Origin of the sequence: Exiguobacterium sp. s6 (genome assembly GCF_018618155.1) — a bacterium.
Lineage (GTDB): Bacteria > Bacillota > Bacilli > Exiguobacteriales > Exiguobacteriaceae > Exiguobacterium > Exiguobacterium mexicanum_A.
On sequence record NZ_JACSLN010000001.1, the window covers coordinates 1,453,822 to 1,476,705 of the forward strand.

The following is a 22,884-nucleotide window of genomic DNA, read 5'->3' on the forward strand; positions in this document are numbered from 1 at the left end:
GCAATTTTTGAAAACATGTTATAATGCATAAAGAATAATTATCCATAAAATATATTGATATATAGGTTCATAAGAACTCAAATAAATTCGCAAAAAAGCGGTAGTCTATTGAGCTACCGCTTCTGCTTTCGACCTTATTCAACCGTTTTTCGTGAGTGATGCAAGAATGCCCGTGGCTTTTTCCAAATGATCAAGCCGACATAGCCGAGGGTGAGCAAAATCAAGGCACTGACGAGGACGACGTAAAGCGTCGCATTGTCGATTCGTGCAAAGATGGCGACGTAGGCCCAGACGAAGACGAGCGGATAGATGAAGTCACGATGCCACCACATGAAGACGAGTGCGAGGACAACACCGACCATGAGCATGAGCGACGTCCAAGCCAGTTCGTCGAGCCCGAGCAACGTGGTGACATTTTCTCGGTTCATGACAACGAACACGTTGACGATCGTCGCGACGGACACCCAGCCGATATAAATCGAGAACGGGAACCGGTCGAGCCAACTTGTCGACGTCCGGAAGGCGATGTAATAGATCCAGGCGAGCGTCGCAAGAAATGCGATCATGACGACGAGCGAAGCGATGAACCACTCGTTCGTGAACGTGAGCAACCAGAGGCCGTTCAAGATACACGAGACGAGAAAGCCCGCTTTCATCCGATTCGCCTGCCGGTTCGCAACCGACCCTTTCTTCAGTTGCAAGACGAGCCAGACGGCGAGCGCGATATAAATCACGCCCCAAATCGAGAACGCGTAGCCGGCCGGTTTGAAGTAAATATCGATTCGGTCCGACACGGCCGCATTTTCACCGCTCGCGAAGTAGTTGATGACGACCGTCGCCAAAAACGCCAGCCAGTTGATTAAAGGCCATTTTGATAAGTCCATAAGTAGGATCCTCCTAAGAAGACCTGACACCTCCTTTTTTAGCATAGTTTTCTATACCCATGTGCCAACGCTCATACACATCTGGACTAGCTCCTGAATAACTCGCTGGACACATAATAAAACGACCCCGGCCTAAACCGGAGTCGTGTCAAAGAAACGGCAGTGTCACCGCATTCGGAATCGCCCACCTGAGTTCATGGACAGTAGCATCAATTGTTTAGAAGTCGATCTCGTCCGGGTCCGGACCGAGGCGGTCATGCGTCGCCACGGCGTCGATTTTCGCCAAGTCGTCCGCATCGAGCGCAAAGTCGAACACTTCGAAGTTCTCTTGAATGCGGTGCGGTGTGACGGATTTCGGAAGCGCGACATTCCCCGTGTCCAAATGCCAGCGAAGCACGACTTGCGCCGGCGTCTTGCCGTGTTTCTCCGCGATCTCAGCGAAAGTCGGGATGTCGAGGAACTTCCCTTGCATGAGCGGGCTCCAAGCCTCGACTTGAATGCCCTCATCTTGGCAATACTCGACGAGGTCCGGTTGCGGCAGTTGCGGGTGCAACTCGATTTGATTGATGAGGGGCGTCATGAGACCCGCTTCTTTCAACGTTTCGAGATGGTGTTCTTTGAAATTCGACACCCCGATCGCCTTGATTTTACCGGCCTCATAGAGGTCAATCAAATCTTTCCATGCCTCGACGAACCCGTCGACTGGCCAGTGGAGGAGGCAGAGGTCCAAATAGTCCGTATCGAGTCGAGCGAGTGATTCGTCAAACGCTTCTTTCGTCCGGCGCTGACGGATATCTTCGTTCCAAATCTTCGACGTCAAAAAGATATCTTCACGAGCGACGCCTGATGTTTGAATCCCTTTGGCGACGCCTTCTTCATTCTTATAAACGGCTGCCGTATCGATATGGCGATATCCGACTTTCAGTGCCTTGGCGACAGCCTGTGGCGCCTCTGTCTCGTTGTCGACTTGCCATACCCCAAAGCCGATCATTGGAATTTTGACACCGTTGCGTAATGTTGCGAGTTGCATACAATCATTCCCCTTTCAAAACTGTTCGAGCTGATTGTATCATACCCGTCATTCTATTTCGAAAAACTAAATCGTCAAATCTTTTCGGGTAAAACGTCCATAAGACAACAGCATTGCGACGATGAGAAGTCCCCCCAACCAGATGAAAGAACGAAACGCTGACTCCCCTTGGATTTGAGCGTTGGCGTCAAACAACGAGAAAATCGATAACGTATTCAACCAGTCGAGCTGGTCACTAAATCCCGAGAAGACGTTCGCCATCAAGAAGAGCGCGAAAATCCCACCTGTGACCATATATGACCGTGTGCTGTCGTCGAACAGGCTCGCGAGCACATAGGCGAGCGCCCCGAGGACGACTAGAATCAGTCCTGCGTTCAACTGAAGCGTCCACAGTAAGCCGATGTCGATCTGTAAATCAAATAGGACGTTGGCGAGCATGAGACTGAGCCCGTTCAACCCGACGAGCATACCACTCGCGATCACAAGCAACACCATACTAGCCGTCACGTAACCGCCACGTGAAATCGGTGCGGCCAAATAAAGCATGACCTCACCCGAATCGACCGGTTTAGCCATGAGCCGTGAGGCGAACGTGAGCGCGAACAGAATGGCCAATACATAAAAGATGAGCCCATAGTAATTGCCCGCGAGCAGATTGATGACGTTGTCCATCGCCAAGTTCGGGTCGATTTTAAACACTTCTAGCAACTCGGGTGGCAACGAATCCAACTTTCCTTCAATCAGCCCCGTCTCTTGGATGGATGGGAACACCGCCGCCAAAAAGAACAAGTAGAGGCTCGTCCCGAGCGAGTACCCAAGAATCCAGCTACGATTTTGTTTAAACAGTGCCGAGATGAGAACCATTTATTTCGCCTCCCCATAATATTGCATGAACAGATGCTCGAGTTCGTCCGTGCCGCTCGACAACGATTGGACCTCGTGACGGGCGAGTCGATGAATCAAGTCGTTCAACTCTTCGACCGTCGATAAAGTGACGGTGACGACCACACCGTCACGCGAACCGATTTCTTCGCTCAACCGCATTGCTGCCGCCTCGTCCATCAATTCGATCCGATACGTCTTCTGACTATGCCGTTTTAACTCGGTCATCTCCGCTTCGATGATTATCCGACCATCACGGATGAGTGCGGCCCGGTCACACGTCTTCTCCATCTCCGGGAAGTGGTGGGAACTCATCAAGACCGCCTTGCCCGCTGTTTTCTCAGCGATGACCCAATCGACGAGCCGTTCCTGCATGAGCGGGTCGAGCCCGCTCGTCGGTTCATCGAGAATATAAACCGGCACATCTTTCATGAAGCAGGTGACGATGGCAAGTTTTTGTTTCATTCCTTTCGACATCTTGCGCACTTTGAGTGACGTATCGAAGGCGAACACGTCACGCAACGTCCGTTCGCGCTCCGCGCTCGTCACATGAAGTTTCCGAGTCAGTCGGATGACATCCTCCCCAGTCATGTCCTGTGGATAATTGATCTCGCCAGGCAAATAGCCGACAAGCGCCTTCACCGTCTCACTCTCATTCCAGCAATCATGTCCCATGACCGTGGCGACACCCGATTCAGCGTGGAGCAACCCCATCAAGTGACGAATCGTCGTCGATTTCCCCGCCCCGTTCGGTCCGATAAATCCGAACACGGTTCCCGGCTCGACCGTGAACGACACGTCGAAGATGCCGTGTGACGCATCGAAACGCTTCGTCAGTCCTTTAATTTGAATCACCGCACTCACTCCTTAGTTTTGAAATTTATTATATATATGATTACAAAACTAGTATATCACGTTATTTTTTGAAATGGAAATGGTATATTGATTACAAAACATTAGAGAAGCGAGGGTCATCATGGATGGATTCACAAAACGAACTGAAACGAAACGACGAGCAATCTTAGACGCCGCCTTTCGGCTAATGAACGAGAAGCAGTCCCGTTTCACGGTGAGTGAGCTTGCTCGCGCCGCCTCGGTCTCACCGGTATCGATTTATAATTACTTCGGCTCCAAAGAACAAGTGATTGTCGCCGTCTTGACCGAAATGACGGAGGAACAGATGGGATGGATTGAGTCACAAATCGCTGACATCGTCCCGTTCGATCAATTGCTGATCGAGATTTTGTCTCGTAAAATCGAGACGGCCGGGCTGTTCGACGAGACGATCACTTCGATGATTCAAGCGGACGCCTCGTGGCAACAGTTGGCAGGACGAGGCTACGCCGCATTCCGGCAATTGATTGAGTACGGGAAGACGAGCGGGGCCATCGACCCGGAGCTGTCGACCGATTCGTACTTACGCTACGTCCAACTTGTGCAGCAGGCGATTTTGTCCGACCCGAGCCTGTCGACGTCACCGATGACCGAATCGATGCAAGACTATTTCCGATTTTTCCTTCACGGCATCATCCGGAAATAACTAAAAAGTCGCCTTCCCCTTCATGTGTGTGTAAGAAGGGATAGGCGACTTTTTATATTCCGTTAACGTAGTAGAAGAGATGCTACTCTTGAAGTTCAGGGGGGATGTACGAATCCACGTCCAATTCGTCTCCACAGGCGATAATCAGTTCCGAGCTTTCAGGCGTCATGAAAACACCCATGCGTTGACAAACCAGTCCTTCCATCATCGGTTCAACATGAACGTGTCGACCGACTTCAAAGCGGTGGGCCATGCGAATCAACTCCGTGCCGAGCCCAATCATGGCATTTCGGCTTAAGGAGATCATCACCTTGCTTTGCGGGCTGACATTTTCCCACGACTCATCAAACACCATGACCGTGCCTACATTATCTGCCAGCTGCTCAAACTCATCATTTTCATCGTCAATCAAATCAAATTCGTACCGCATTCGTACTCCCCCTTCTTATGATTAGCTGTCTTTCGTTCTAAACACCGATTCCTCGATTGGATAGAGTGATAGATCGAGCTCACAATCTCCGCTTAGAACAAGGTCGGCGAGCACTTTCCCGATGAACGGGCCGACCGTCAAACCGGACGAGCCGAGACCGTTCGCGACGAGCAACTGCTCCGCTCCAGGCACGCGGCCAAGAATCGGGATCGAGTTCGGGGTGACCGGACGGAAGCCAACCCGCGTCTCAATCAGTTCGGCCTCAGCGAGTCCCGGGGCCGATTCTAGCCCTTTTGAGAGCACTTCATGAATCCCGATCGCCGTCGGCCGTGCGTCGAACGCCTTGTCCCGTTCGTGCGTCGAGCCGATGACGATTCGTCCTTCTTCGAATCCGAGCAAATAGCGGCGCCGCGGCGGCATGACGACCGGCCAGTCGGACGCGTCCGTATCCGGGAGCTGCACGTGCACGATTTGTGCCTTCTCCCCGGCGACACGGGCCGTGTACCCGATCGGTTCCATCAACTCGGGCAACCACGCCCCGCAGGCGAGTACGATTTCATCCGCCTCAAAGCGGATACCATCACATTCGACATGATAGCCGCCCGCTTCAACGAGCACGGCCGAACCGTCAACCAAGGTCACGCCGCGTTTTACGGCGACCCTTTCGAGCGCCGCTCTTAACTTCTCCCCATCGACGCGTGCCCCTCCTTCGACGAGAAGGGCGTCATATTCGTCCGAGAGCGGCGGGAACAGCGCTCTCGCTTCTTCTGCCGTCATCCGGGTCAAATCGCCGATTTCCGGGGCTTCTTCCCGGCGTAGCGCCGTCCGCTCTTGCATCTCGTTCAATTTTTTGTCTTCGTGCAAGGCAAGTGTCCCGACGCGTTTATAGCCGGTCTCCGTCTCTCCTTCTCGCTTCAAATCGTCGACGACGGTCGCGTAGTAGTGAGCGCCCCCTTTGGCGAGCGCGTACCACGCCTTGTTCCGGCGCTGGGCGATCCATGGGCAGACGATGCCTGCTGCCGCGTCGGTCGCACGGCCCTTCTCTTTCCGGTCGATGACGGTGACGTCGGCTTTCCCAGCCAGATGGTACGCGGTCGAGATGCCGACGATTCCTGAACCAATCACAATCACTTTTTTCATAACATTCGCGCCCTCATCGGTTCGATGACGGCTTCACATCCTTTCCTTTCATAAAAAATCACCGGCCCGAAGGCCGATGATCAGTCGCGCATGGCGAGGCGATACAGTAAATCAAGAATTTCAATGTAGAGCCAGATGAGCGTCACAATCAATCCGAACGCCGCGACCCATTCGAGCTCTTTCGGAGCCCGGCTCTCGACTTGACGAGCGATATAGTCGAAATCAAGCACGAGCGCGAGTGAGGCGATGATGACAATTACAAATTGCACGCCGATGGCAAGCGGTGACGAGCCCGTCATGAACGGGAGTCCTGAACCAAAGAAACTCATCCCGATTTGAACGAGATAAAGCAACATGACCGTAAAAATCGCGGCCGTGACACCGGCGCGGAACTTTTGCGTCACTTTGACGAGACCCGTCGAGTAGACGAACCACATCGCGAACGCGACGATGAACGTCGTCAAGACGGCACGGCCGACGATGCCCGGAAGCATCGCTTCGAAGAAGTACGAGATCAACCCGACGAACACCCCTTCGACAATACCATACAATGGCGCGACGACAGGTGCCGTTCTCGGTTTGAACGTGATGACGAGTGCTAAGACCAAGCCGAGGATGAGCGAGCCGATCATGAGCGGGAACAATAACGCCTCCCCGATTGTCGGCACGAGCATCCACGTCGTCCCGGCGGCTGCCGTGACGAGCAAGAGCAGCGTGAACACTTTCGACCACGTACCGGCTTTCGTCATCGGCGTGGCGCTATAAGCTGTTGTCTCCATTGATTTACGGAGAACTGGATTCGATTTAAGTCTCAACTGTCGTTAACCCCTTTATTCTATTTTCAGTTCTTGGCCATGACTTTAATGAATTCCCGCATATAGTCAGGCAGGTCAGGCGGACGGCGGCTCGAGACGATATGACCGTCGACGACGACCGGCTCATCGTGCCAAATCGCACCCGCGTTTTCCATGTCATCTTTAATGCCCGGTGTGCTCGTGACGTTGACACCATCAAGAATCTTCGCTGAAATCAACACCCAGCCAGCGTGACAGATTTGACCGATCGGCCGTTTCTCGTCATGCATATAGCGGACGAACCCTTTCACTGAATCAAAGCGGCGCAACAAGTCGGGTGACCAGCCACCTGGGACGAGGATAGCGTCGTATGATGAGATGTCGACGTCATCGAACGCGATGTCCGATTTGGCTGGAACGCCGTACTTACCGATATAGGCGTGATCCGCCTTCTCGCCGGCGAGGATGACGTTTGCACCTTCCTCGCGTAACCGATGGACCGGATACCATAATTCTAAGTCTTCAAAGTCGTCACTGACGATTTGCAAAATATTTTTACCTTGTAATTGCATCGAATCCCTCCCTTTATTTGTCTTTCACAAGTATACCCCATAAGCCACGTGGCGAAAACAGGGACGATTGATGAAACGCACGTCGCTTAACTTGAATCAATTTGCTTGTGTCACGGTCACAATCACATTTCCAGCCTTTCCTCCGGCATCAACGTAACGGTGCGCCGCGACGATGTCCTCGAGCGGATAAACCGAATCGATGACGGCCTTTACTCGGCCGGCTTCAAACAGATCGTTCAGGAAAGTCAAATCCTCTTTCCGTTCACTCGCAGGTCCTTGTCCGGCGACAGAACTGAATTTCCCGTGTTCGGCGACATGTTTCCGGGCCAACCGCTTATCGATTTTCCCGGCCGCATCGAACACGGCGTCGTATGTGGTCAGTTTCTCGTCGTAGCCGTCTATGGTGTAGTCAATCACCACGTCCGCGCCGAGACTTGTGACGAGTTCGAAGTTTCGCTCTCGACAGACTGCCGTTACGTGAGCCCCGTAATGTTTCGCGATTTGAACGGCCATCGAACCGACTGCCCCGGCAGCCCCATAAATCAATACGGTCTTCGCTTGTTCGATGTTCACTTTGCGCAAAAAATGAAGGGCAGTCGTCCCTCCGAACGGCAAGCTGGCCGCTTCGATAAAACTAGCGTTTGTCGGCATGCGTTCGACACATTTATTCGCTTTGAAACACGCATATTCGGCATAGCCGCCGAACCGCATCCCGGTCAGCGCATAGACACGGTCACCGACCTTGAGGTCTTCAACGCGACTACCCGTCTCGACGATCTCCCCTGCCAAGACGACACCAAGAATCGGTTGGCGCGGCGCCTTGAAACCGACGATGACTCGCATCGGGAGCTTACCTAGAGCCGGTACATCAAGAGCCCGTAATCGACGGTCGCCGGAATGGACGGCAGTGGTGTGAACTTTGATCAACAACTCATCCGATTTTGGCACAGGCTTGTCGACCTCTCGGAGCTGTAACACGTCAGGTGGCCCATATGCGGTACAAATCACTGCTTTCATCGTAACCCTCCTCTTAAGACTTGCAGTAGTTACTAATGAATTCACCCTCTCAATAAAATAAAACTAGATGGAAAAGTCATCTGGTTCCTGGAATGAGTTTTTCATCAAACAAGCTGAGGAATAAGAATGACCGCCAACAGAAAAACGGAAGTGATTTTTACTTTGTTACGATTCAATGCGAAAGGAAGCAGAAATAACCCAAGAAAAGTAATGGCAAGGGCGATAAGTCCATGGATGAAGTACCCTTCAGTGGATGCGATTGGGATGCTGATCACCTGAATGGTTGGATTTAAGATAAAGCCCATCGTTTCAAAAACAAGATTTCCGATTAGGCCAAGGCTCAGTAAGCATACGGATAATAAGAAAATTAATGATTGCTTCTTCACGATAATCCTCCTTTTGAACGTACATCAATCAACATGACAAGGTAGACTCGTTTGTCTTCTTCATTATAAACAATCACATATTATTTATGGAAAAAATTTCAACCAATTCGGTTACAATGAGATTGATTCTAATCAATTTATTGAAAGAACTTCCATACGAAGGAGGCTCACTATGAAGACGTGCTACTATCTTGGATGGTTCAACGATTTTTTCCCAACTCATTTGGCAGATGCCTTATCACGAGACGTGACAAATCGGCAGTCCCTCGTAATGATCAGCTCGGACCCTGCCTCAACTGCGGAAAATGGTGTTATCGAGCTATCGTGGTTACAGGAAGCTGGCATCTTGTTCAACGACTATCACGTAATCAATTATGAAACGGACCGAACTAATGCAAAACATCTTCTTAAAGTAGCTTCGATGATCTTCTTGTTAGGTGGGGACACCGTCAAGCAAAATCAGTTCATACATGAATATGACCTAATCCAATCGATTCAACAAAGCGAGGCCATCGTCATAGGCGCTAGTGCAGGCGCAATCAATATGTCTTTGTCTTGGTTATGCTCGCCATTCATGGGTTATGAGGTTTCAACCCCAACGATTTTCCAGGGCATGGCCCTCAACGATTTTTCGGTGCTCTCCCACTTCGATCTCGAACATCACATGCACATCGTCAAGCAAGAGCTCGCCCTCTTATCCGAAGAATTACCAATCTATTTGTCGAACAAAGATTGTGCACTTCGTGTTCAAGGTGATCAAGTCGATATCTTTGGAGACGTTTATTTGTATGCGAATCGAAACATAACGAAGCTACCTGAGACCACATCTTTCCATACAGATTAGTACCTCCCATTACGATATGGTTTCATGTTAAATCCGAGATAATTATCGCTTGCAAAATCTGTATGTAGAAATCGAAACGTTATGTCGTCAATATATTGTGTTATAATGAGTGCGTCTTTTTGTAAATTTTTGAACGAGAAAGGGGACTTCCCACATGAAACAATACCATGATTTATGCACCCATATCCTCGAGAACGGGGTCGTCAAAGAAGACCGCACCGGGACCGGGACGACGAGCGTGTTCGGCTACCAGATGCGTTTCAACCTTCAGGACGGGTTCCCCCTGATCACGACGAAGAAATTACATACGCGTTCCATCATCCATGAACTGCTCTGGTTCATCACTGGCGACACGAACGTCAAATACCTTCAAGACAACGGGGTTCGTATTTGGAACGAGTGGGCCGACGAGGACGGTAATCTCGGTCCTGTCTACGGGGCGCAGTGGCGCTCGTTTCCGAAACCAGACGGCACGACTGTCGACCAGCTCGCGCAAGTAATCGAGCAAATCAAAACGAACCCTGACTCGCGCCGACTCATCGTCTCGGCCTGGAATCCAGGGCAACTTGAAGACATGGCGTTGCCGCCGTGCCATCTCATGTTCCAGTTTTACGTCGCGGACGGCAAATTGTCGTGCCAGCTCTATCAACGAAGCGCTGACACGTTCCTCGGTGTCCCGTTCAATATCGCGTCTTACGCTTTACTCACGCATATGGTCGCCCATGTGACCGGGCTTGAAGTCGGCGACTTCGTCCATACGCTCGGCGACGCCCACATTTACCATAACCACCTCGAACAAGTGAAGCTGCAATTGACGCGTGAGACCCGACCGCTCCCGACATTGAACATCCTGCGTGACGTGTCATCCATCGAGGACTTCCGGTTTGAAGACTTCGAGATTGTCGGCTATGACCCTCATCCACACATTAAAGGAGAAGTGAGCGTATGATCATCCATGTCGTCGCCATCGGGAGCAATCGGGAAATCGGGAAAGATAACGCCTTGTTGTGGCGCCTGCCCGATGACTTGAAACAGTTCAAAGCTGTCACGACGGGTCAAACGGTCGTCATGGGACGAAAGACGTTTGAATCGATCGGTCGGCCGCTGCCGAACCGACGCAATATCGTCGTCACGTCGGACCGTGCCTTCTCGGCTGAAGGTGTCGATGTGTGGCACGACCTCGAGTCGCTTAAAGACGAGACGACAGACCTTTATATCATCGGTGGCGCGACGCTCTATGAGCAGACGCTTTCGATAACGGACCGGTTCTTCGTCACCGAGGTCGATGGCACGTTCGAGGCGGACACGTTTTATCCGTCCCTTCCGTACGGTCTTATCGTGACGAACGAACAGTTTCATCCGGCCGACGAACGGCATGCCTATAGCTTCACATTCCGTCAATATGACAAAAGGGACATCGACTGAGTCGACGTCCCTTTTTTAATCGGGTAATTTTTCGAGCCATTGCTCGATTTTTTCAGTAATCGTGTCCTGATGGTCCTGCTCGGCCAAGTCATCATACAGCGCCCCGAGCTCGAGCGCGGTTCGTTTCGATACGGCCAAGATGTGGCTGTACTTGCCGCGTTGCTCTTTGACGGCTGACAAGGTCCCTCTCGTCTCGTTCGTGCCCGAGTCATCGAGAATAAACATTTCCATATGATCGTTACAGGCGTAACGGTCGTAAGGGCGATAGATGACCTCGTAGCGACGATGCTGCTTCGGCAAGCGCTCAGCGAGCAAAGCGTACTTCTCAGGACTCATCGTCACGTAAGCGAGCCGTTTCTCCTCGCGGACGGCTGACGAGTAGCGGATGATTCGATTGCGTCCATCGCGCTTCGCCTTGTAGAGCGCCTCATCGGCATAAGCACACCACTCGCCGAGCGTCATACCGGTCTGACAGACCCGTGTATAGCCGATCGATACGGTGACGTGATGTTCATATGTAAATGTCATCTCCTCGATGCGCCTACGGACCCGTTCAAGCACCGCATCGACGACGTGACGCTCGGACACGTTTAGGATGATGAGAAATTCTTCCCCGCCATAACGAATCAATTCGTCACTCGAGCGGATGGCGAGACGGACTTCCTCGGCGACGCGATGCAACACCTCGTCCCCGTAAGCATGACCGAACGTATCGTTCAACTGTTTGAAATGATCGATGTCGAGCAGGGCGAGCGTGAAGCTCTCACCGGAGCGCTCAAGTCGGGACATGAAACGGCTAAACGTCGCTTTCAAATATTTTCGGTTGAACGCGCCTGTCAATTCATCGACGAGGAGCGCGTTCGAGACGAGACGAGCCTTCTCGATATGATGTCCGAGACGAACGAGTCGTTCTTCCATCGGTACCCATTCCTCCCAATAGTCATCGAAGCCGTAAGAATAGGCGGCGAGGCGATAATGTTCATTCGTGCCGATCACGATGAGCGGGACATACAGCTTCTTCATCTTGCTGACGAACGATTGAATCGACCGCTCCGGGAAGCGGGCCCACAACTCGACGTCCATGATGATGGCTTTCGGGACATCTTCATAGTCATATTCGACGGCCTCTTCTAACGTCTGCAAGAAGACAGGACGCGCCCCGAGCTTTTCGACGCGCGGTTTATACCGGCTATACGTCGAAAAACTGTTAGCTAAAACAAGGACGAGATCTTCGTCTTCCTGCTCGATGCCTAAGACGGTATGGATATAACGTTTCACTGGGGCAATCAAAGCCATCGCCTCCGCTTGCGTCAAGACCGGTGGCAATTCACGAACATCAGACTCGACACGACTGAAAATCTCAAGCAAGTGCATCAAGCGGCGACGCTTCACTTCTTGCTTCATCCAATCTAATAAAAACTCGATCTCTGATGTTTGAATCTGTCTCGCGCTCGTGATTTGCGTCAAAATAGTATGTATACGATCTGTGAGTTGCTGCTGCTTCATTCCCGACCCCCCAGTTTCGTTCTCCCCGATATGTTCTTCTGTCTATGATTATGCGACTTTATCCACGAAAATACAACTATTTACTTATTTTCCGCCCATTGTTTGACAATAAGATAGTGCTTATGACCCATTACATCATGAAAAAGAGCGGTCATCGACCGCTCTTTTCTTATTTTCCAACTTTTAGGTTAGGAGATGTCATCTCTTGTGGACGAATCCATTCGTCAAACTGCTCTTCTGTCAATAGTCCTGTCTCTAGCGCCGCTTCTTTTAAAGACGTCCCATTCTTATGTGCTAGTTTTGCGATTTTAGCCGCATTCTCGTAGCCGATATGCGGGTTGAGCGCTGTCACGAGCATGAGCGAACGATCGACGTTGTGCGCGATGACGTCTAAGTCTGGTTCGATGCCGACGGCGCAATGCACGTCGAACGAATGAAGACTGTCCGTCAACAGGCGGCACGTCTGGAGGAAGTTGTACATGATGACCGGTTTGAACACGTTCAACTCGAAGTTTCCTTGGCTCGCCCCGAATCCAATCGTCGCATCATTGCCGAGCACTTGGGCCGCGACCATCGTCAACGCCTCACTCTGAGTCGGGTTGACTTTACCAGGCATGATCGAGCTGCCCGGTTCGTTCTCCGGAATCAAGATCTCACCGATACCGGCACGCGGGCCAGAAGCGAGCCAACGGACGTCGTTGGCAATCTTCATCGCATCCATGGCGAGCGCTTTCAAGGCACCGTGTGTGAACACGAGCTGATCGTGGCTCGTGAGCGCATGGAACTTGTTGACGGCCGTGATAAAACGTTTTCCGGTCTCTTGCGAGATCTTCTCGGCCACGACTTCTCCGAACCGTGGATGAGCATTGATCCCCGTCCCGACTGCCGTCCCGCCGAGGGCGAGCTCTGTCAACGGTTCGATCGTACGCTCAATCATCTGTTTCGACAGCTCGAGCATCCGAACCCAACCACTGATCTCTTGACCGAGCGTGACTGGCGTCGCGTCTTGCAAGTGCGTCCGACCGATCTTGACGATGTCCATGAATGACTCGGCCTTCTTCGCGAGCGTCGCGTGGAGCGCCTCGATTGACGGCAACACATGGTCCTCAACAGCGAGGATGGCGGCGATGTGCATCGCCGTCGGATATGTGTCGTTCGAGCTCTGCGACTTGTTGACGTCGTCGTTCGGATGAATCGTGAGCGTTTGACCACGCTCTTTCAACTTATCATTCGCCAAATGGGCGATGACTTCGTTGACGTTCATGTTCGACTGTGTCCCTGAACCCGTTTGCCAGACGACGAGTGGAAACTCGGCGTCATGTTTCCCGGCGACGATCTCATCGGCGACTTCGGCGATGACGTCGGCTTTCGCTTGCTCCAACACACCGAGCTCGGCGTTGGCGAGTGCGGCACCTTTTTTCAAAATCGCGAAGGCATGCACGACCTCGAGCGGCATCTTTTCCGTGCCGATTTTAAAGTTCTCTAGACTGCGCTGTGTTTGGGCTCCCCATTTGGCTGAAGCCGGAACGTTGATTTCCCCCATCGTGTCCCGTTCGATCCGATATTCCATGAAAATTCCCCCTCTTTTTTTGACTACGCTTTCATTTTAGCGAAACTTTTGCAAAAAAGAAATCATTCCCCTGCAATTGACAAAAAGTCGGGCCAAAGCCCGACTCTCATCCGATCAACAATGCCTGTTTCGCCACGTCATGGGCCCGGTTCTCTGCCCGCGGGATCCATTTGATGAACTTGTTTGGCAATTCGTCATACAGCGTCAGCGCCTTGACGAACAAAGGACGCACCGCTTGGTCTTTTAAGAACCGCTGCTCGAGCGCCCGCACGACCGTCTCGGCGTCCGAATAGAACATGAACGTCGATTCGTCCGTGAGCGTATGCGCTTTTTCGAGGGCGAACGCGAGCGCGGCGAGTTCGGCCTGAACGCTCGTCAGCCCGACACGTTTGGCGATGTACGTGGATACGGTGCCGTCCGTCGTCTTGACCCAGACACCAAGACCGTTCTCACCCGCCTCTTGGTTCGTCGCCGCATCAAAATAAATGTGAACCAAAGCGATACGCCTCCCAATCCGTTTCGATCGGTGCATGGATATCGATGAGCGAGAGACGTTTCGACAAGAGCGCCACTTCTTCTTGCCCGTCGAGCTTCTTCGCAAACTTCCGATGCGCCTCTTGGAGTGCTTCTTGTCTCAAGATGTCATACAGCGCTTCAACCGTGTCGTATGACTGGACAAGAATCGTCGCCGTCTTTGGTCCGATGCCGCGGACGCCTGGAATATTGTCCGAGGCATCACCTTGGAGCGCTTTCACATCGACGAACTGTCCGGGCCGTATTCCATAAGTCGTCTCGAATATGTCCTGGTTCATCATCATCTCTTCCCCTTTTTTCGGGACGATTTGAAACACGTTCGGGGAAAGCAGCTGATGCAAATCACGGTCTGACGAATACATATACGATTCACCCGGGAACGCGGTCGCGACGGCCCCGATCAAATCGTCGGCCTCATATCCGGCGAGCTCGGACTGAAAAATGCCGCGCTCGCTCAACGCTGCCCGCAACTTGACGTAATCGTGGAACAACGGTTCCGGTAAGCCGGTGCGAGTCGCTTTATAGTCCGAAAACAGGGCGTAACGATGCGTCGTCTCGCGTGGTCCGTCCCAAAAGAAGGCGATATGCGTGAAGTCGTTCGTCCACCCGTCAACTTTACGGAGCAGTCCTTTCAACGTCACATCGGGATCGAGCGCCCGACGACGCTCTGTGGCAAAATAATAACGCGACAGGAGATTAAACCCATCGACCAACATCAATTTCATCATGCATCCACCTCACAAGCTTGTAATCCGCGCGCTAGCGCGTCTCGATCGAGATTCTTCCCGATCCAGACGAAGACGGAACGCGAGTCGTCGCTCGGTTCTTTGGCGAACGTCGCCCCCATCAGTTGATTTGTCGCTTGGACGACGAATTTTGATGTTTCTCCTTCTAAACGGACAATCGCCTTCAAGCGATAGACATCGTCCTCATAGTGCATGAGCACCTCGCGTACGTATTGCGTGACACGTTCCCGACGTAGTGGGACGTCGGTCGTGAGCGTCACGGCCCGTAGTGAAGAGACGGACGTGTGCCCTGCTGTCAGTCGACCGAGGAGTTGCTCGTCGACTCGTGAAAGCTGGAACGTATTTTCCGTCAAGTCATAGTCCCCTACCGTCTGGACCGTCTCGATGACCCGAACGGTCGGATTTAGTGCTTTAATCCGTTCATGCGCTTGTTCGAGCGTGACGTCATCGACGAGGTCGACTTTGTTCATCAGAATCACATCTGCATAGGCGATTTGATGGATTCCTTCTATAAACAATTCGCGGTCCATTTGACTAGCGTCGACGACCGTCAAAATCGCCGTCAGCTTGAACCGTGTCCGTAAGTAATCATCGTAATAAATCGTCTGGATGATCGGTGCCGGATCGGCGACACCAGTTGTCTCGATGACGATGCGGTCAAATGTATCTTTGGACGCAAGCTGATAGAACGTCTTACTCAAATCGCTTTGAATCGAGCAACAGATGCAACCGTTCGATAACTCAATCTGTTCTTGGTCCATCTTGACGATCAACTGTTCGTCGATATTGACTGAGCCAAGCTCGTTGACGATGACGAGCAATCGCTCGTCCGTCGCTTCTAGCAAGCGATTCATATAGGTCGTTTTTCCGGCGCCTAAAAAACCGGTCACCAATTGCACGGGAATCATGTACTGCACCTCACCTTATAAATTTTCGTGGACCCGCGCCCACTTCTCATAACGGGCATCCAACAAGTCGATCAGATGGAGCATCCATCCTTCCGTCGTGACCGGTAACACGCTCGAGCCCCACTCGCGCTTGCCGTGGTGGGACAAAATCATATGCCAAATCCGGTGATGGACGTCGAGCGGAAGTGTGACGCCGGCAGCTTGTTGACTTCTCTCGAACAAAAGTCCGCCGTACGGCATGTGTCCGATCAAGCTTCCCATCGGGTTGATGGAGATCCCGGTCGTCTCACTCGTGCCGCTGACCGAGAACAGTTGCTCGAACCGGTTCGGGGACGACAGCAAGTGACTGTACTCGAACAACTTACCGATATCATGGAACAAAATCCCGAGCGCGAGCTCGTCCCAACGGAGTGGCTCTTTCAACTCGGCGATGGCCTCACAGGCCGCGTAAAGCGACTCGAACGTGCCGCGGAACGCCTGTTCAACTTTTACACCGTTCATCGTATTCCATACGTCTACTTTGTGCAACTGCTCGGCTTCTTTGATGACCCGGAACGCCATCGCCAAATGGTCGTCTTGTTCTTGAAACCGATAACCAAGTCGAAGCATACAGACCGTGTGCTTCAAGAGGCCGCCGACATAGTTATGATGATGATACAGTGCGGCCGGTGCGAGAACGAAATCGTCCCAATAGCGGTCGAGCAGTGACATCGCGATCGCTTGATAGTCTGGCGAGAGCGTCGACAGAATCGCGAACAGCTCGTCGGCGTATTGTTCCATCGTCTCGTCTCCAGGAAGACCTGGCAACAACGATACCGCTTCGTCCCGGGCAATCGGTTTGGCCCGGTCGATCGTAATCGATTTGGCGCCGTCCGGTTTTGGGTAGACGTCGATTTTCCCTTCGAGCTCGATGACGCCTGACTCGTAAATCGGCAACAATTGATCTTCATTGCCGCGCAACCACTGCTTGGCACGGATGAGTCCACTCGAGGTCGTCAAATTGAGCTGTAACCATTTCGCCCCGGATTTGCCTTCTCGAACTTCGACCGTACTGACGAGCGCTTTCGTCTGAACCGGTGTTCCGTCTGTCAGGTCCGATAGCCGTGTCGCCGACTTCTCTACGGTCGGAAGTTGGAACCGTGTTCGGTCGAATCCGCCCCCTGCAATTGGATCAATCTGTTGGTAATAGTTCATGTGCAATGCCCTCCTTCTTCTCTTTGCCCATTGTATCGTGTTTTCCGCTTCGAGGCGAACATACTTTCGTTATAGGGCCAGAAGTTTCCTGAATTATATTGAAAGCGCTTACTAGAATTGTTACGATAAAGGCAGTTAGATAAAGGGGGAACTCACATGATTTCATTGGTAGATACGTATGAACGGTTGATCGCAACAGGGGAAGCGACACGTTACGCCACTACGCATTCGACAATCGCAAGCATTTTACAGGCATCGACTTGCCCGGTCTCGCATCAAGAGCTCGTCACGGCGGTCTCGGGGCATGCCGGTAACCCATATACGCCAGACCAACTCGTCGACTCGGTCATCGAGCATGAAATGAAAGGGGCGATGGCCGTCCTGCTCGTCGCCGGTTATCCGATCCAAACACCGCTCGCCAAAGCCGTCGTCTTATCGGCGTTCGCACGCACGAACCGGATGAACATCGAGAAACTGAAAGAACTCGGTCATGCTGACTTGCTCGTGCGGATTCAATCGGCAGAACGATCTTGGAAGCGGACATATACCCACTTGTATCGGTCGGCACCTACACAGCTCTGTGACCAGCTCGACTCACTGCTCGGCGGTTGCGCCGTCCATCGTGTGATTGAAGCACTCGATCTCGACCCGAACGTCAAAACGGCATAAAAAAGAGCGGTCCCCGGGCCGCTCTTTTTTATGCCTTAAATTATCCTTCTGTCACTTCGACCGCTTCCGGTTCGAACAACGTGACGTTCCGCGCTGGTGAGAACGTTGAAATCGCATGTTTATAGATCAACTGTTGGCGCCCTTCTGATTCGACGATGACCGTGAAGTTGTCAAACGATTTGATGACTCCCCGAATTTGAAATCCGCTGACTAAAAAGACGGTCGTCGGCACCATTTCTTTACGTAATTGATTCAAAAAATGGTCTTGGATGTTATAGCTAGCCTTCATGTTGCATTCCCCCTAGTCTATGTCTCTTTCAAATAATCGGAATTTTCGAAAAAACTCCTCAACTTCATCATAAATATTTTGATACGATAGTTCAAATGATTTTCTTCCCATATCAACCCAAATCCCATCAAATTGATGACGGAACCATGTTAATTGACGCTTCGCGAATTTGCGCGTGTGCTGTTTGAGCGTCTCTGTCATCCGTTCGCGCGTCATCAATCCATCAAGGTACGGAACGACTTCCTTGTAACCGATGGCCCGCATCGCTTGCGTGTCCCGGTAACCAGCCGTGAGTAAGCGCTCGACTTCTTCGATGAGACCTGCTTCGAGCATCAAGTCGACACGATGGTTGATGCGCGAGTAGAGCACGTCCCGGTCCGCATGCAAGACGAACAATTTATAGGCGTAATGCTCCGACGGGAGGCTATCCATCGCCTGGGCGTCGCCTTGGAGCGCGACTTCAAGAGCACGGATGACGCGGCGGACGTTATTTGGATGAATGCTCTCGGCCCGTTTTGGGTCGAGCGACTGCAGGCGGGCGTGCAGCGCTTCAGGACCATTCGTCTCCGCCTCTAACTCGAGCGATTCGCGCAATGCATGGTCGACCGGTCGCTCCGTGAACTCATAGTCATATAAGATTGCTCTGATGTAGAGACCGGTCCCGCCGACCAGAATCGGCAATTTCCCGCGCGCGTAGATGTCATCGATCGCCGCCCGGGCCAACGTCTGGAATTTGGCGACGCTCATCGCCTCGTCCGGGTCACAGATATCGATTAAATGATGCGGAACCCCTTCCGCCTCCTCGACCGTCACTTTTGCCGAACCGATATCCATCCCGCGGTACACTTGGACCGAGTCGCCCGATACGATTTCACCGTTGAACGCTTTCGCGAGCTCGATTCCTGTCTTCGTCTTCCCGACAGCGGTCGGTCCGACGAGGACGATGACTGGTGTTTGTTCCATCCTTGTCACTCCTCAAACGAAAGACCGTTCCAAAAAGGAAACGGTCCGTTAAATTCTTCTTTTAATTGTATCATCAAACACGACCGCAAACAGCATCCATCCGCATAATAATAGTCCCATCAATAAAATTAAGCCGTCACTCATCCGTGGTCGCCTCCTTTACGTACCTCATTCCCACTTTTCACACTTTAGACACAATTGAATACGTAAAAAAAGACGCTCACGAAGAGCGTCATTCATTGTGTCACTTCAAGAACTCGGCGGCCTCGCCACATCGTGAACCCAATGTAGAGAACCGTCGTGCCGCTCGCTGCCCACCAGATCACGTCATAGAGCGGTGTCATCAAGTTGGCCAGTCCAAACAGCGCCGGGACGATCAGTGTCAACCAAGCGAGCACGAATGCGACTCGGGCCGTCAACCCATCAATTTGGCGCCCAAGACCCATCCCTACATAGAACAGTCCCCATAGGAACGACCAGAACAACCAGGTTACGGCGCCCATCACATCGCCCGTCGTGAACGAGATGGTGGCATAAAAAACGGCTGAAATCGAAACAAATAGCGAGAACCAACCGACGCCACGTCCGTCGAGGTCGAACAAAAATGTCACACCGACGTACAAATAGGTGAAAGCGAACAAATAGATGCTCGCATATCCGAACACTTCCGCCGAACTCGCGCCGATGACGAGCCACGTCGCGATGAACGTCTGCAACAGTCCTGTGAAGAGACTGAATACACCCGCACTCTTGACGTCCACTTTCCCGAATAAGACGAGGCTGTTAATGAACAGTGCCACGCCACCAAATAATAAACTAATATTCCCCACTCTCATTGCTCCTTCGTACAGATGTCTGACGTCTTATTTTATACGTCCACTGTAACGTGAATTCGTTTTCAGTGCAAGTGGGGAAATGGAAGTTCACGGAGTCGACAAAGGTCACTCATTCTCGAGCGTTTCAATCGCTTCATCAATCCGGTCCTGTTCGTCCTCCGTAAATGTCGGGAATTTAGGATCGATGTCTTCAAGGACGTCAATCATAATCGTGGAGACGATATATCTGGCGTACCAGTCATCATCTGCCGGGAGCACAAACCAGGGTGCATGTTTCGACGCCGTGTTCGATAACATATCCTCAAAGATATCCTGGTAATCATCCCAATGCTTTCGCTCTTCGACGTCATTGAATGAAAACTCCCAGTTCTTACTTGGATCTTTCAGTCGTTCAAGCAAGCGGTCACGCTGGACTTCTTTTGACACGTTAAAGAAAAATTTGATGACTTTGAATCCGTTCTCATCTAAATATTGTTCAAAGTCATTGATTTGGCGATAACGGACCTTCCATACCGACTCTTTGTCCTCTTCATCAGGGATGACCTCTTCCCCGAGCAGGTCATGGACGCGCGGAGCGATCACTTCTTCATAATGCGACCGGTTCAAGATGCCTACCTGCCCCCGCTCTGGCATGAGGTCATGCATTCGCCACAAGTAATCGTGTTTCTTTTCCGTGTCCGACGGTTTTTGGAACGCGTTCGTCTTCAACCCTTGCGCGTTCAAGTTCGAAAAGATATAACTGATCGCCTCATCTTTGCCGCCGGCATCGAGCGCCTGCAAGACGACAACGATCCCTTTCTTCGATTCGGCGTACAGCTTCCAATGCAACTCTTTCAATCGCTCCACGCTCTTTGGAATCAACTCGTTTTGTAACGTCTCGTCAGATGGGCGATCTTGTATCGTGGTCGGGAAATCGCTGAGACGAATCCCATTTTTATGGTCAATGCGAAAAGTTTGAATATCCATGTGTCCTCCTTGACTCGATTGAATTCTAAGTACAACATCTATTTACCCTATTCTTTCAAAAAAATAGCGACAAAAAAATCCTTTCCGCCGAAGCGAAAAGGACTGAATCAAGTTTAGTTGATGCCGACCGCATCGAACGATTTCGCCGCTGCGACTGCTTGCGTGCTCGTCGCACCGTGCAAGTCTTTGGCCGATTGAACGACGGCTTGACGTAGGCTTGAGAAGTTCGAAGTCGGTGTCAAGTAGACCGTGAGGGCACGGTAGTAGATGTCCCCCATCTCCATGACGCCGATGCCTTGGACCGAGACGCCGTAGTGCGAACCGCCGCTCGCTAAGAGATAAGCCGCTTTGTTGACGATACCTGAGTTGATGTGGACGCCACCGTTGTCCTGCGTCCCCGTGTAACGGACCGAGTAGTGGTCCGGGTCACCATATGCTGCCGGATTCGACATCGAACGGAGTCCGTCCCCAGCCACGCCAGGCGTGTAGATGTCTTCCCCGACCAACCAGTCGAAGTTCGAGCCGACGCTATACTCCGCGACCGTACCGAAGATATCCGATACCGCCTCGTTGATCGCACCCGATTCATTTTGATAGATCAAACCGGCCGTGTATTCTGTAACGGCGTGTGACAATTCGTGAGCGACAACGTCGAGTGCACCAGAGAGGTACGTGAACGTTTGGCCGTCCCCGTCACCGTACACCATCTTGCTGCCATCCCAGAACGCATTATTGTAGCTACGGCTATAGTGGACCGTCGAGTTGAGGGCCGCACCGTTGTTATCGTAACTGTTGCGTCCATAAGTGTTCTTGAAGAAGTCATACGTCTTCGTCGCGTTGACATGGGCACTGACCGCGGCCCGGTCGTACGTCGTGTTCAAGACGTTGTCAGCGTCGGCCCAGAGAGATCCAGGAAGGCGCGTCCGGTTTCCGGCGTCATACGTATAGATGCCTTTACCGCGCGTCGAGTCTTGGAGATAGTAGTATGAACCGCTCTTCGTCGTCTTGAACGTTTGGCTCTGACCAAGGACGTCGATTCCCGTTCCCGTAAATGTCGTACCCGTGACGCCGTTCGTCGGTTTGGCGTGCGCCAATTGGTTGTATTTGTTCAATACTTTCCCGCTTGTCGCATCGATGAAGTATGTCCAGCGTGACGGCTCATCCGCATCAAGGATCGTCCCGGTCACTTCATACGCATAGACCGCCTCTTCACCATTCGGATAAACGACGAGTTCCGCTGCCGGCTCAAGCTCGTATGCGCCTTTGTGGCCGACGAGCTCTTTATAACGAGCGACCGCTTTTTGCTCATTCAGCTTGATTGATTTATGTAATCCTTTAAGTTGTTTCGTATCGTCGACGACCGTTTTCAATTGACCATCGTTATCGACGACACCGACGACAATTCCACCGAAGACTGGCACTCCGTCGACCGTCTGTTGTAATTTGACAACTTGTCCGACTTTGTCACGCTTCGATTCGAGCGTTTTGAATTCGCCTTTCGCTTTCGCATACTCTTTGACGATCGTCGTCGGGGCTTCGTTCGATGGTTTCGTCAACGTGCCCGACTTGAGCTCCGCCGCGCCGACGAGTTGTGGCACGAGCAAGACTCCTGCGATGAGTGATGTAGATAAAACTTTTTTCATGTGTGTTTCCCTCCTTATGTGGTGTCTCCTACTTTACATAGTTTCCCACATTTAATGTATCCAACTTTTTAATTATTTTGACAATTCAAATTATTAAGACATTTGGACTAACCCGT

General features: G+C 51.8%; 26 protein-coding genes. 5 read left to right on the forward strand and 21 right to left on the reverse strand.

Annotated features, from left to right (window positions below):
• Nucleotides 1-134: 134 nt before the first annotated feature.
• From KNP75_RS07505 to KNP75_RS07520, 4 genes are all read right to left on the reverse strand, one after another.
• Entirely contained in the window at nucleotides 135-884 is a 750-nt protein-coding gene (locus KNP75_RS07505) for a TspO/MBR family protein (RefSeq protein ID WP_215190143.1), read from the reverse strand.
• Between the two features lie 217 nt (nucleotides 885-1,101).
• Nucleotides 1,102-1,914, reverse strand: a complete 813-nt coding sequence (locus KNP75_RS07510) for an aldo/keto reductase (RefSeq protein WP_215190144.1) — start codon at nucleotides 1,912-1,914, stop codon at nucleotides 1,102-1,104.
• Between the two features lie 66 nt (nucleotides 1,915-1,980).
• The gene (locus tag KNP75_RS07515) at nucleotides 1,981-2,778 is read right to left on the reverse strand and encodes an ABC transporter permease subunit (protein WP_214791411.1); all 798 of its coding nucleotides are present in this window, start codon (nucleotides 2,776-2,778) and stop codon (nucleotides 1,981-1,983) included.
• The gene (locus KNP75_RS07520; protein ID WP_215190145.1) at nucleotides 2,779-3,651 is read right to left on the reverse strand and encodes an ABC transporter ATP-binding protein; all 873 of its coding nucleotides are present in this window, start codon (nucleotides 3,649-3,651) and stop codon (nucleotides 2,779-2,781) included.
• Nucleotides 3,652-3,772: 121 nt separating this feature from the next.
• Between KNP75_RS07520 and KNP75_RS07525 the strand changes: the two genes are divergently transcribed.
• On the forward strand, nucleotides 3,773-4,336 hold the full coding sequence (locus KNP75_RS07525; RefSeq protein WP_215190146.1) for a TetR/AcrR family transcriptional regulator: 564 nt from the start codon (nucleotides 3,773-3,775) through the stop codon (nucleotides 4,334-4,336).
• Nucleotides 4,337-4,418: 82 nt separating this feature from the next.
• Here KNP75_RS07525 and KNP75_RS07530 read toward each other — a convergent pair whose 3' ends face one another.
• The 6 genes from KNP75_RS07530 to KNP75_RS07555 all read right to left on the reverse strand — a co-directional run bounded on the left by KNP75_RS07530 (nucleotide 4,419) and on the right by KNP75_RS07555 (nucleotide 8,675).
• Nucleotides 4,419-4,766, reverse strand: coding sequence for a hypothetical protein (locus KNP75_RS07530; protein ID WP_034777445.1), 348 nt, complete (start codon nucleotides 4,764-4,766; stop codon nucleotides 4,419-4,421).
• Nucleotides 4,767-4,787: 21 nt separating this feature from the next.
• Nucleotides 4,788-5,906: an NAD(P)/FAD-dependent oxidoreductase gene (locus KNP75_RS07535; RefSeq protein ID WP_215190147.1), complete on the reverse strand. Its 1,119-nt coding sequence runs from the start codon at nucleotides 5,904-5,906 to the stop codon at nucleotides 4,788-4,790.
• Between the two features lie 80 nt (nucleotides 5,907-5,986).
• Complete coding sequence (locus KNP75_RS07540; protein WP_214752847.1) at nucleotides 5,987-6,721, reverse strand: Bax inhibitor-1/YccA family protein; 735 nt, start codon at nucleotides 6,719-6,721, stop codon at nucleotides 5,987-5,989.
• A 26-nt stretch (nucleotides 6,722-6,747) separates the two neighbouring features.
• The gene (locus KNP75_RS07545) at nucleotides 6,748-7,272 is read right to left on the reverse strand and encodes a type 1 glutamine amidotransferase domain-containing protein (RefSeq protein ID WP_138859491.1); all 525 of its coding nucleotides are present in this window, start codon (nucleotides 7,270-7,272) and stop codon (nucleotides 6,748-6,750) included.
• Between the two features lie 96 nt (nucleotides 7,273-7,368).
• The gene (locus KNP75_RS07550) at nucleotides 7,369-8,289 is read right to left on the reverse strand and encodes an NAD(P)-dependent alcohol dehydrogenase (RefSeq protein ID WP_215190148.1); all 921 of its coding nucleotides are present in this window, start codon (nucleotides 8,287-8,289) and stop codon (nucleotides 7,369-7,371) included.
• A 104-nt stretch (nucleotides 8,290-8,393) separates the two neighbouring features.
• A complete protein-coding gene (locus tag KNP75_RS07555; RefSeq protein ID WP_215190149.1) occupies nucleotides 8,394-8,675 on the reverse strand; it encodes a hypothetical protein in 282 nt (93 codons plus the stop codon).
• Between the two features lie 172 nt (nucleotides 8,676-8,847).
• Between KNP75_RS07555 and KNP75_RS07560 the strand changes: the two genes are divergently transcribed.
• From KNP75_RS07560 to KNP75_RS07570, 3 genes are all read left to right on the forward strand, one after another.
• Nucleotides 8,848-9,519, forward strand: a complete 672-nt coding sequence (locus KNP75_RS07560; protein WP_215190150.1) for a Type 1 glutamine amidotransferase-like domain-containing protein — start codon at nucleotides 8,848-8,850, stop codon at nucleotides 9,517-9,519.
• A 154-nt stretch (nucleotides 9,520-9,673) separates the two neighbouring features.
• The gene (locus KNP75_RS07565; RefSeq protein ID WP_034777438.1) at nucleotides 9,674-10,468 is read left to right on the forward strand and encodes a thymidylate synthase; all 795 of its coding nucleotides are present in this window, start codon (nucleotides 9,674-9,676) and stop codon (nucleotides 10,466-10,468) included.
• Nucleotides 10,465-10,944, forward strand: a complete 480-nt coding sequence (locus KNP75_RS07570; protein ID WP_215190151.1) for a dihydrofolate reductase — start codon at nucleotides 10,465-10,467, stop codon at nucleotides 10,942-10,944. Before KNP75_RS07565 ends, KNP75_RS07570 begins: the two co-directional genes overlap by 4 nt.
• 15 nt (nucleotides 10,945-10,959) lie before the next feature.
• Here the strand turns inward: KNP75_RS07570 and KNP75_RS07575 are convergent, their stop codons facing one another.
• The 6 genes from KNP75_RS07575 to KNP75_RS07600 all read right to left on the reverse strand — a co-directional run bounded on the left by KNP75_RS07575 (nucleotide 10,960) and on the right by KNP75_RS07600 (nucleotide 17,402).
• Nucleotides 10,960-12,450, reverse strand: a complete 1,491-nt coding sequence (locus tag KNP75_RS07575; RefSeq protein WP_138859495.1) for a GGDEF domain-containing protein — start codon at nucleotides 12,448-12,450, stop codon at nucleotides 10,960-10,962.
• 169 nt (nucleotides 12,451-12,619) lie between these two features.
• Nucleotides 12,620-14,020: a class II fumarate hydratase gene (gene fumC, locus KNP75_RS07580; RefSeq protein WP_215190152.1), complete on the reverse strand. Its 1,401-nt coding sequence runs from the start codon at nucleotides 14,018-14,020 to the stop codon at nucleotides 12,620-12,622.
• 106 nt (nucleotides 14,021-14,126) lie between these two features.
• Complete coding sequence (locus KNP75_RS07585) at nucleotides 14,127-14,516, reverse strand: reverse transcriptase-like protein (RefSeq protein WP_215190153.1); 390 nt, start codon at nucleotides 14,514-14,516, stop codon at nucleotides 14,127-14,129.
• Nucleotides 14,497-15,279 (reverse strand): 5'-3' exonuclease, encoded by a 783-nt coding sequence (locus KNP75_RS07590; protein ID WP_138859497.1) that lies wholly within the window; start codon nucleotides 15,277-15,279, stop codon nucleotides 14,497-14,499. Before KNP75_RS07590 ends, KNP75_RS07585 begins: the two co-directional genes overlap by 20 nt.
• Nucleotides 15,279-16,208, reverse strand: coding sequence for a CobW family GTP-binding protein (locus KNP75_RS07595; protein ID WP_215190154.1), 930 nt, complete (start codon nucleotides 16,206-16,208; stop codon nucleotides 15,279-15,281). The genes KNP75_RS07590 and KNP75_RS07595 overlap by 1 nt, the downstream gene beginning before the upstream one ends.
• Nucleotides 16,209-16,223: 15 nt before the next feature.
• Complete coding sequence (locus tag KNP75_RS07600) at nucleotides 16,224-17,402, reverse strand: DNA-binding protein (protein ID WP_214752836.1); 1,179 nt, start codon at nucleotides 17,400-17,402, stop codon at nucleotides 16,224-16,226.
• Nucleotides 17,403-17,558: 156 nt separating this feature from the next.
• Between KNP75_RS07600 and KNP75_RS07605 the strand changes: the two genes are divergently transcribed.
• Nucleotides 17,559-18,071 (forward strand): hypothetical protein, encoded by a 513-nt coding sequence (locus KNP75_RS07605; protein WP_138859499.1) that lies wholly within the window; start codon nucleotides 17,559-17,561, stop codon nucleotides 18,069-18,071.
• Nucleotides 18,072-18,111: 40 nt separating this feature from the next.
• Here KNP75_RS07605 and hfq read toward each other — a convergent pair whose 3' ends face one another.
• From hfq to KNP75_RS07630, 5 genes are all read right to left on the reverse strand, one after another.
• Complete coding sequence (hfq, locus tag KNP75_RS07610; protein WP_021067304.1) at nucleotides 18,112-18,360, reverse strand: RNA chaperone Hfq; 249 nt, start codon at nucleotides 18,358-18,360, stop codon at nucleotides 18,112-18,114.
• 12 nt (nucleotides 18,361-18,372) lie between these two features.
• Entirely contained in the window at nucleotides 18,373-19,323 is a 951-nt protein-coding gene (gene miaA, locus KNP75_RS07615) for a tRNA (adenosine(37)-N6)-dimethylallyltransferase MiaA (protein WP_215190155.1), read from the reverse strand.
• Between the two features lie 236 nt (nucleotides 19,324-19,559).
• Nucleotides 19,560-20,153 (reverse strand): AmiS/UreI family transporter, encoded by a 594-nt coding sequence (locus tag KNP75_RS07620; RefSeq protein WP_034777422.1) that lies wholly within the window; start codon nucleotides 20,151-20,153, stop codon nucleotides 19,560-19,562.
• A gap of 111 nt (nucleotides 20,154-20,264) precedes the next feature.
• Nucleotides 20,265-21,125 (reverse strand): PPK2 family polyphosphate kinase, encoded by an 861-nt coding sequence (locus KNP75_RS07625; RefSeq protein ID WP_034777421.1) that lies wholly within the window; start codon nucleotides 21,123-21,125, stop codon nucleotides 20,265-20,267.
• Between the two features lie 113 nt (nucleotides 21,126-21,238).
• On the reverse strand, nucleotides 21,239-22,768 hold the full coding sequence (locus KNP75_RS07630; RefSeq protein ID WP_215190156.1) for a M4 family metallopeptidase: 1,530 nt from the start codon (nucleotides 22,766-22,768) through the stop codon (nucleotides 21,239-21,241).
• Nucleotides 22,769-22,884 lie beyond the last annotated feature (116 nt).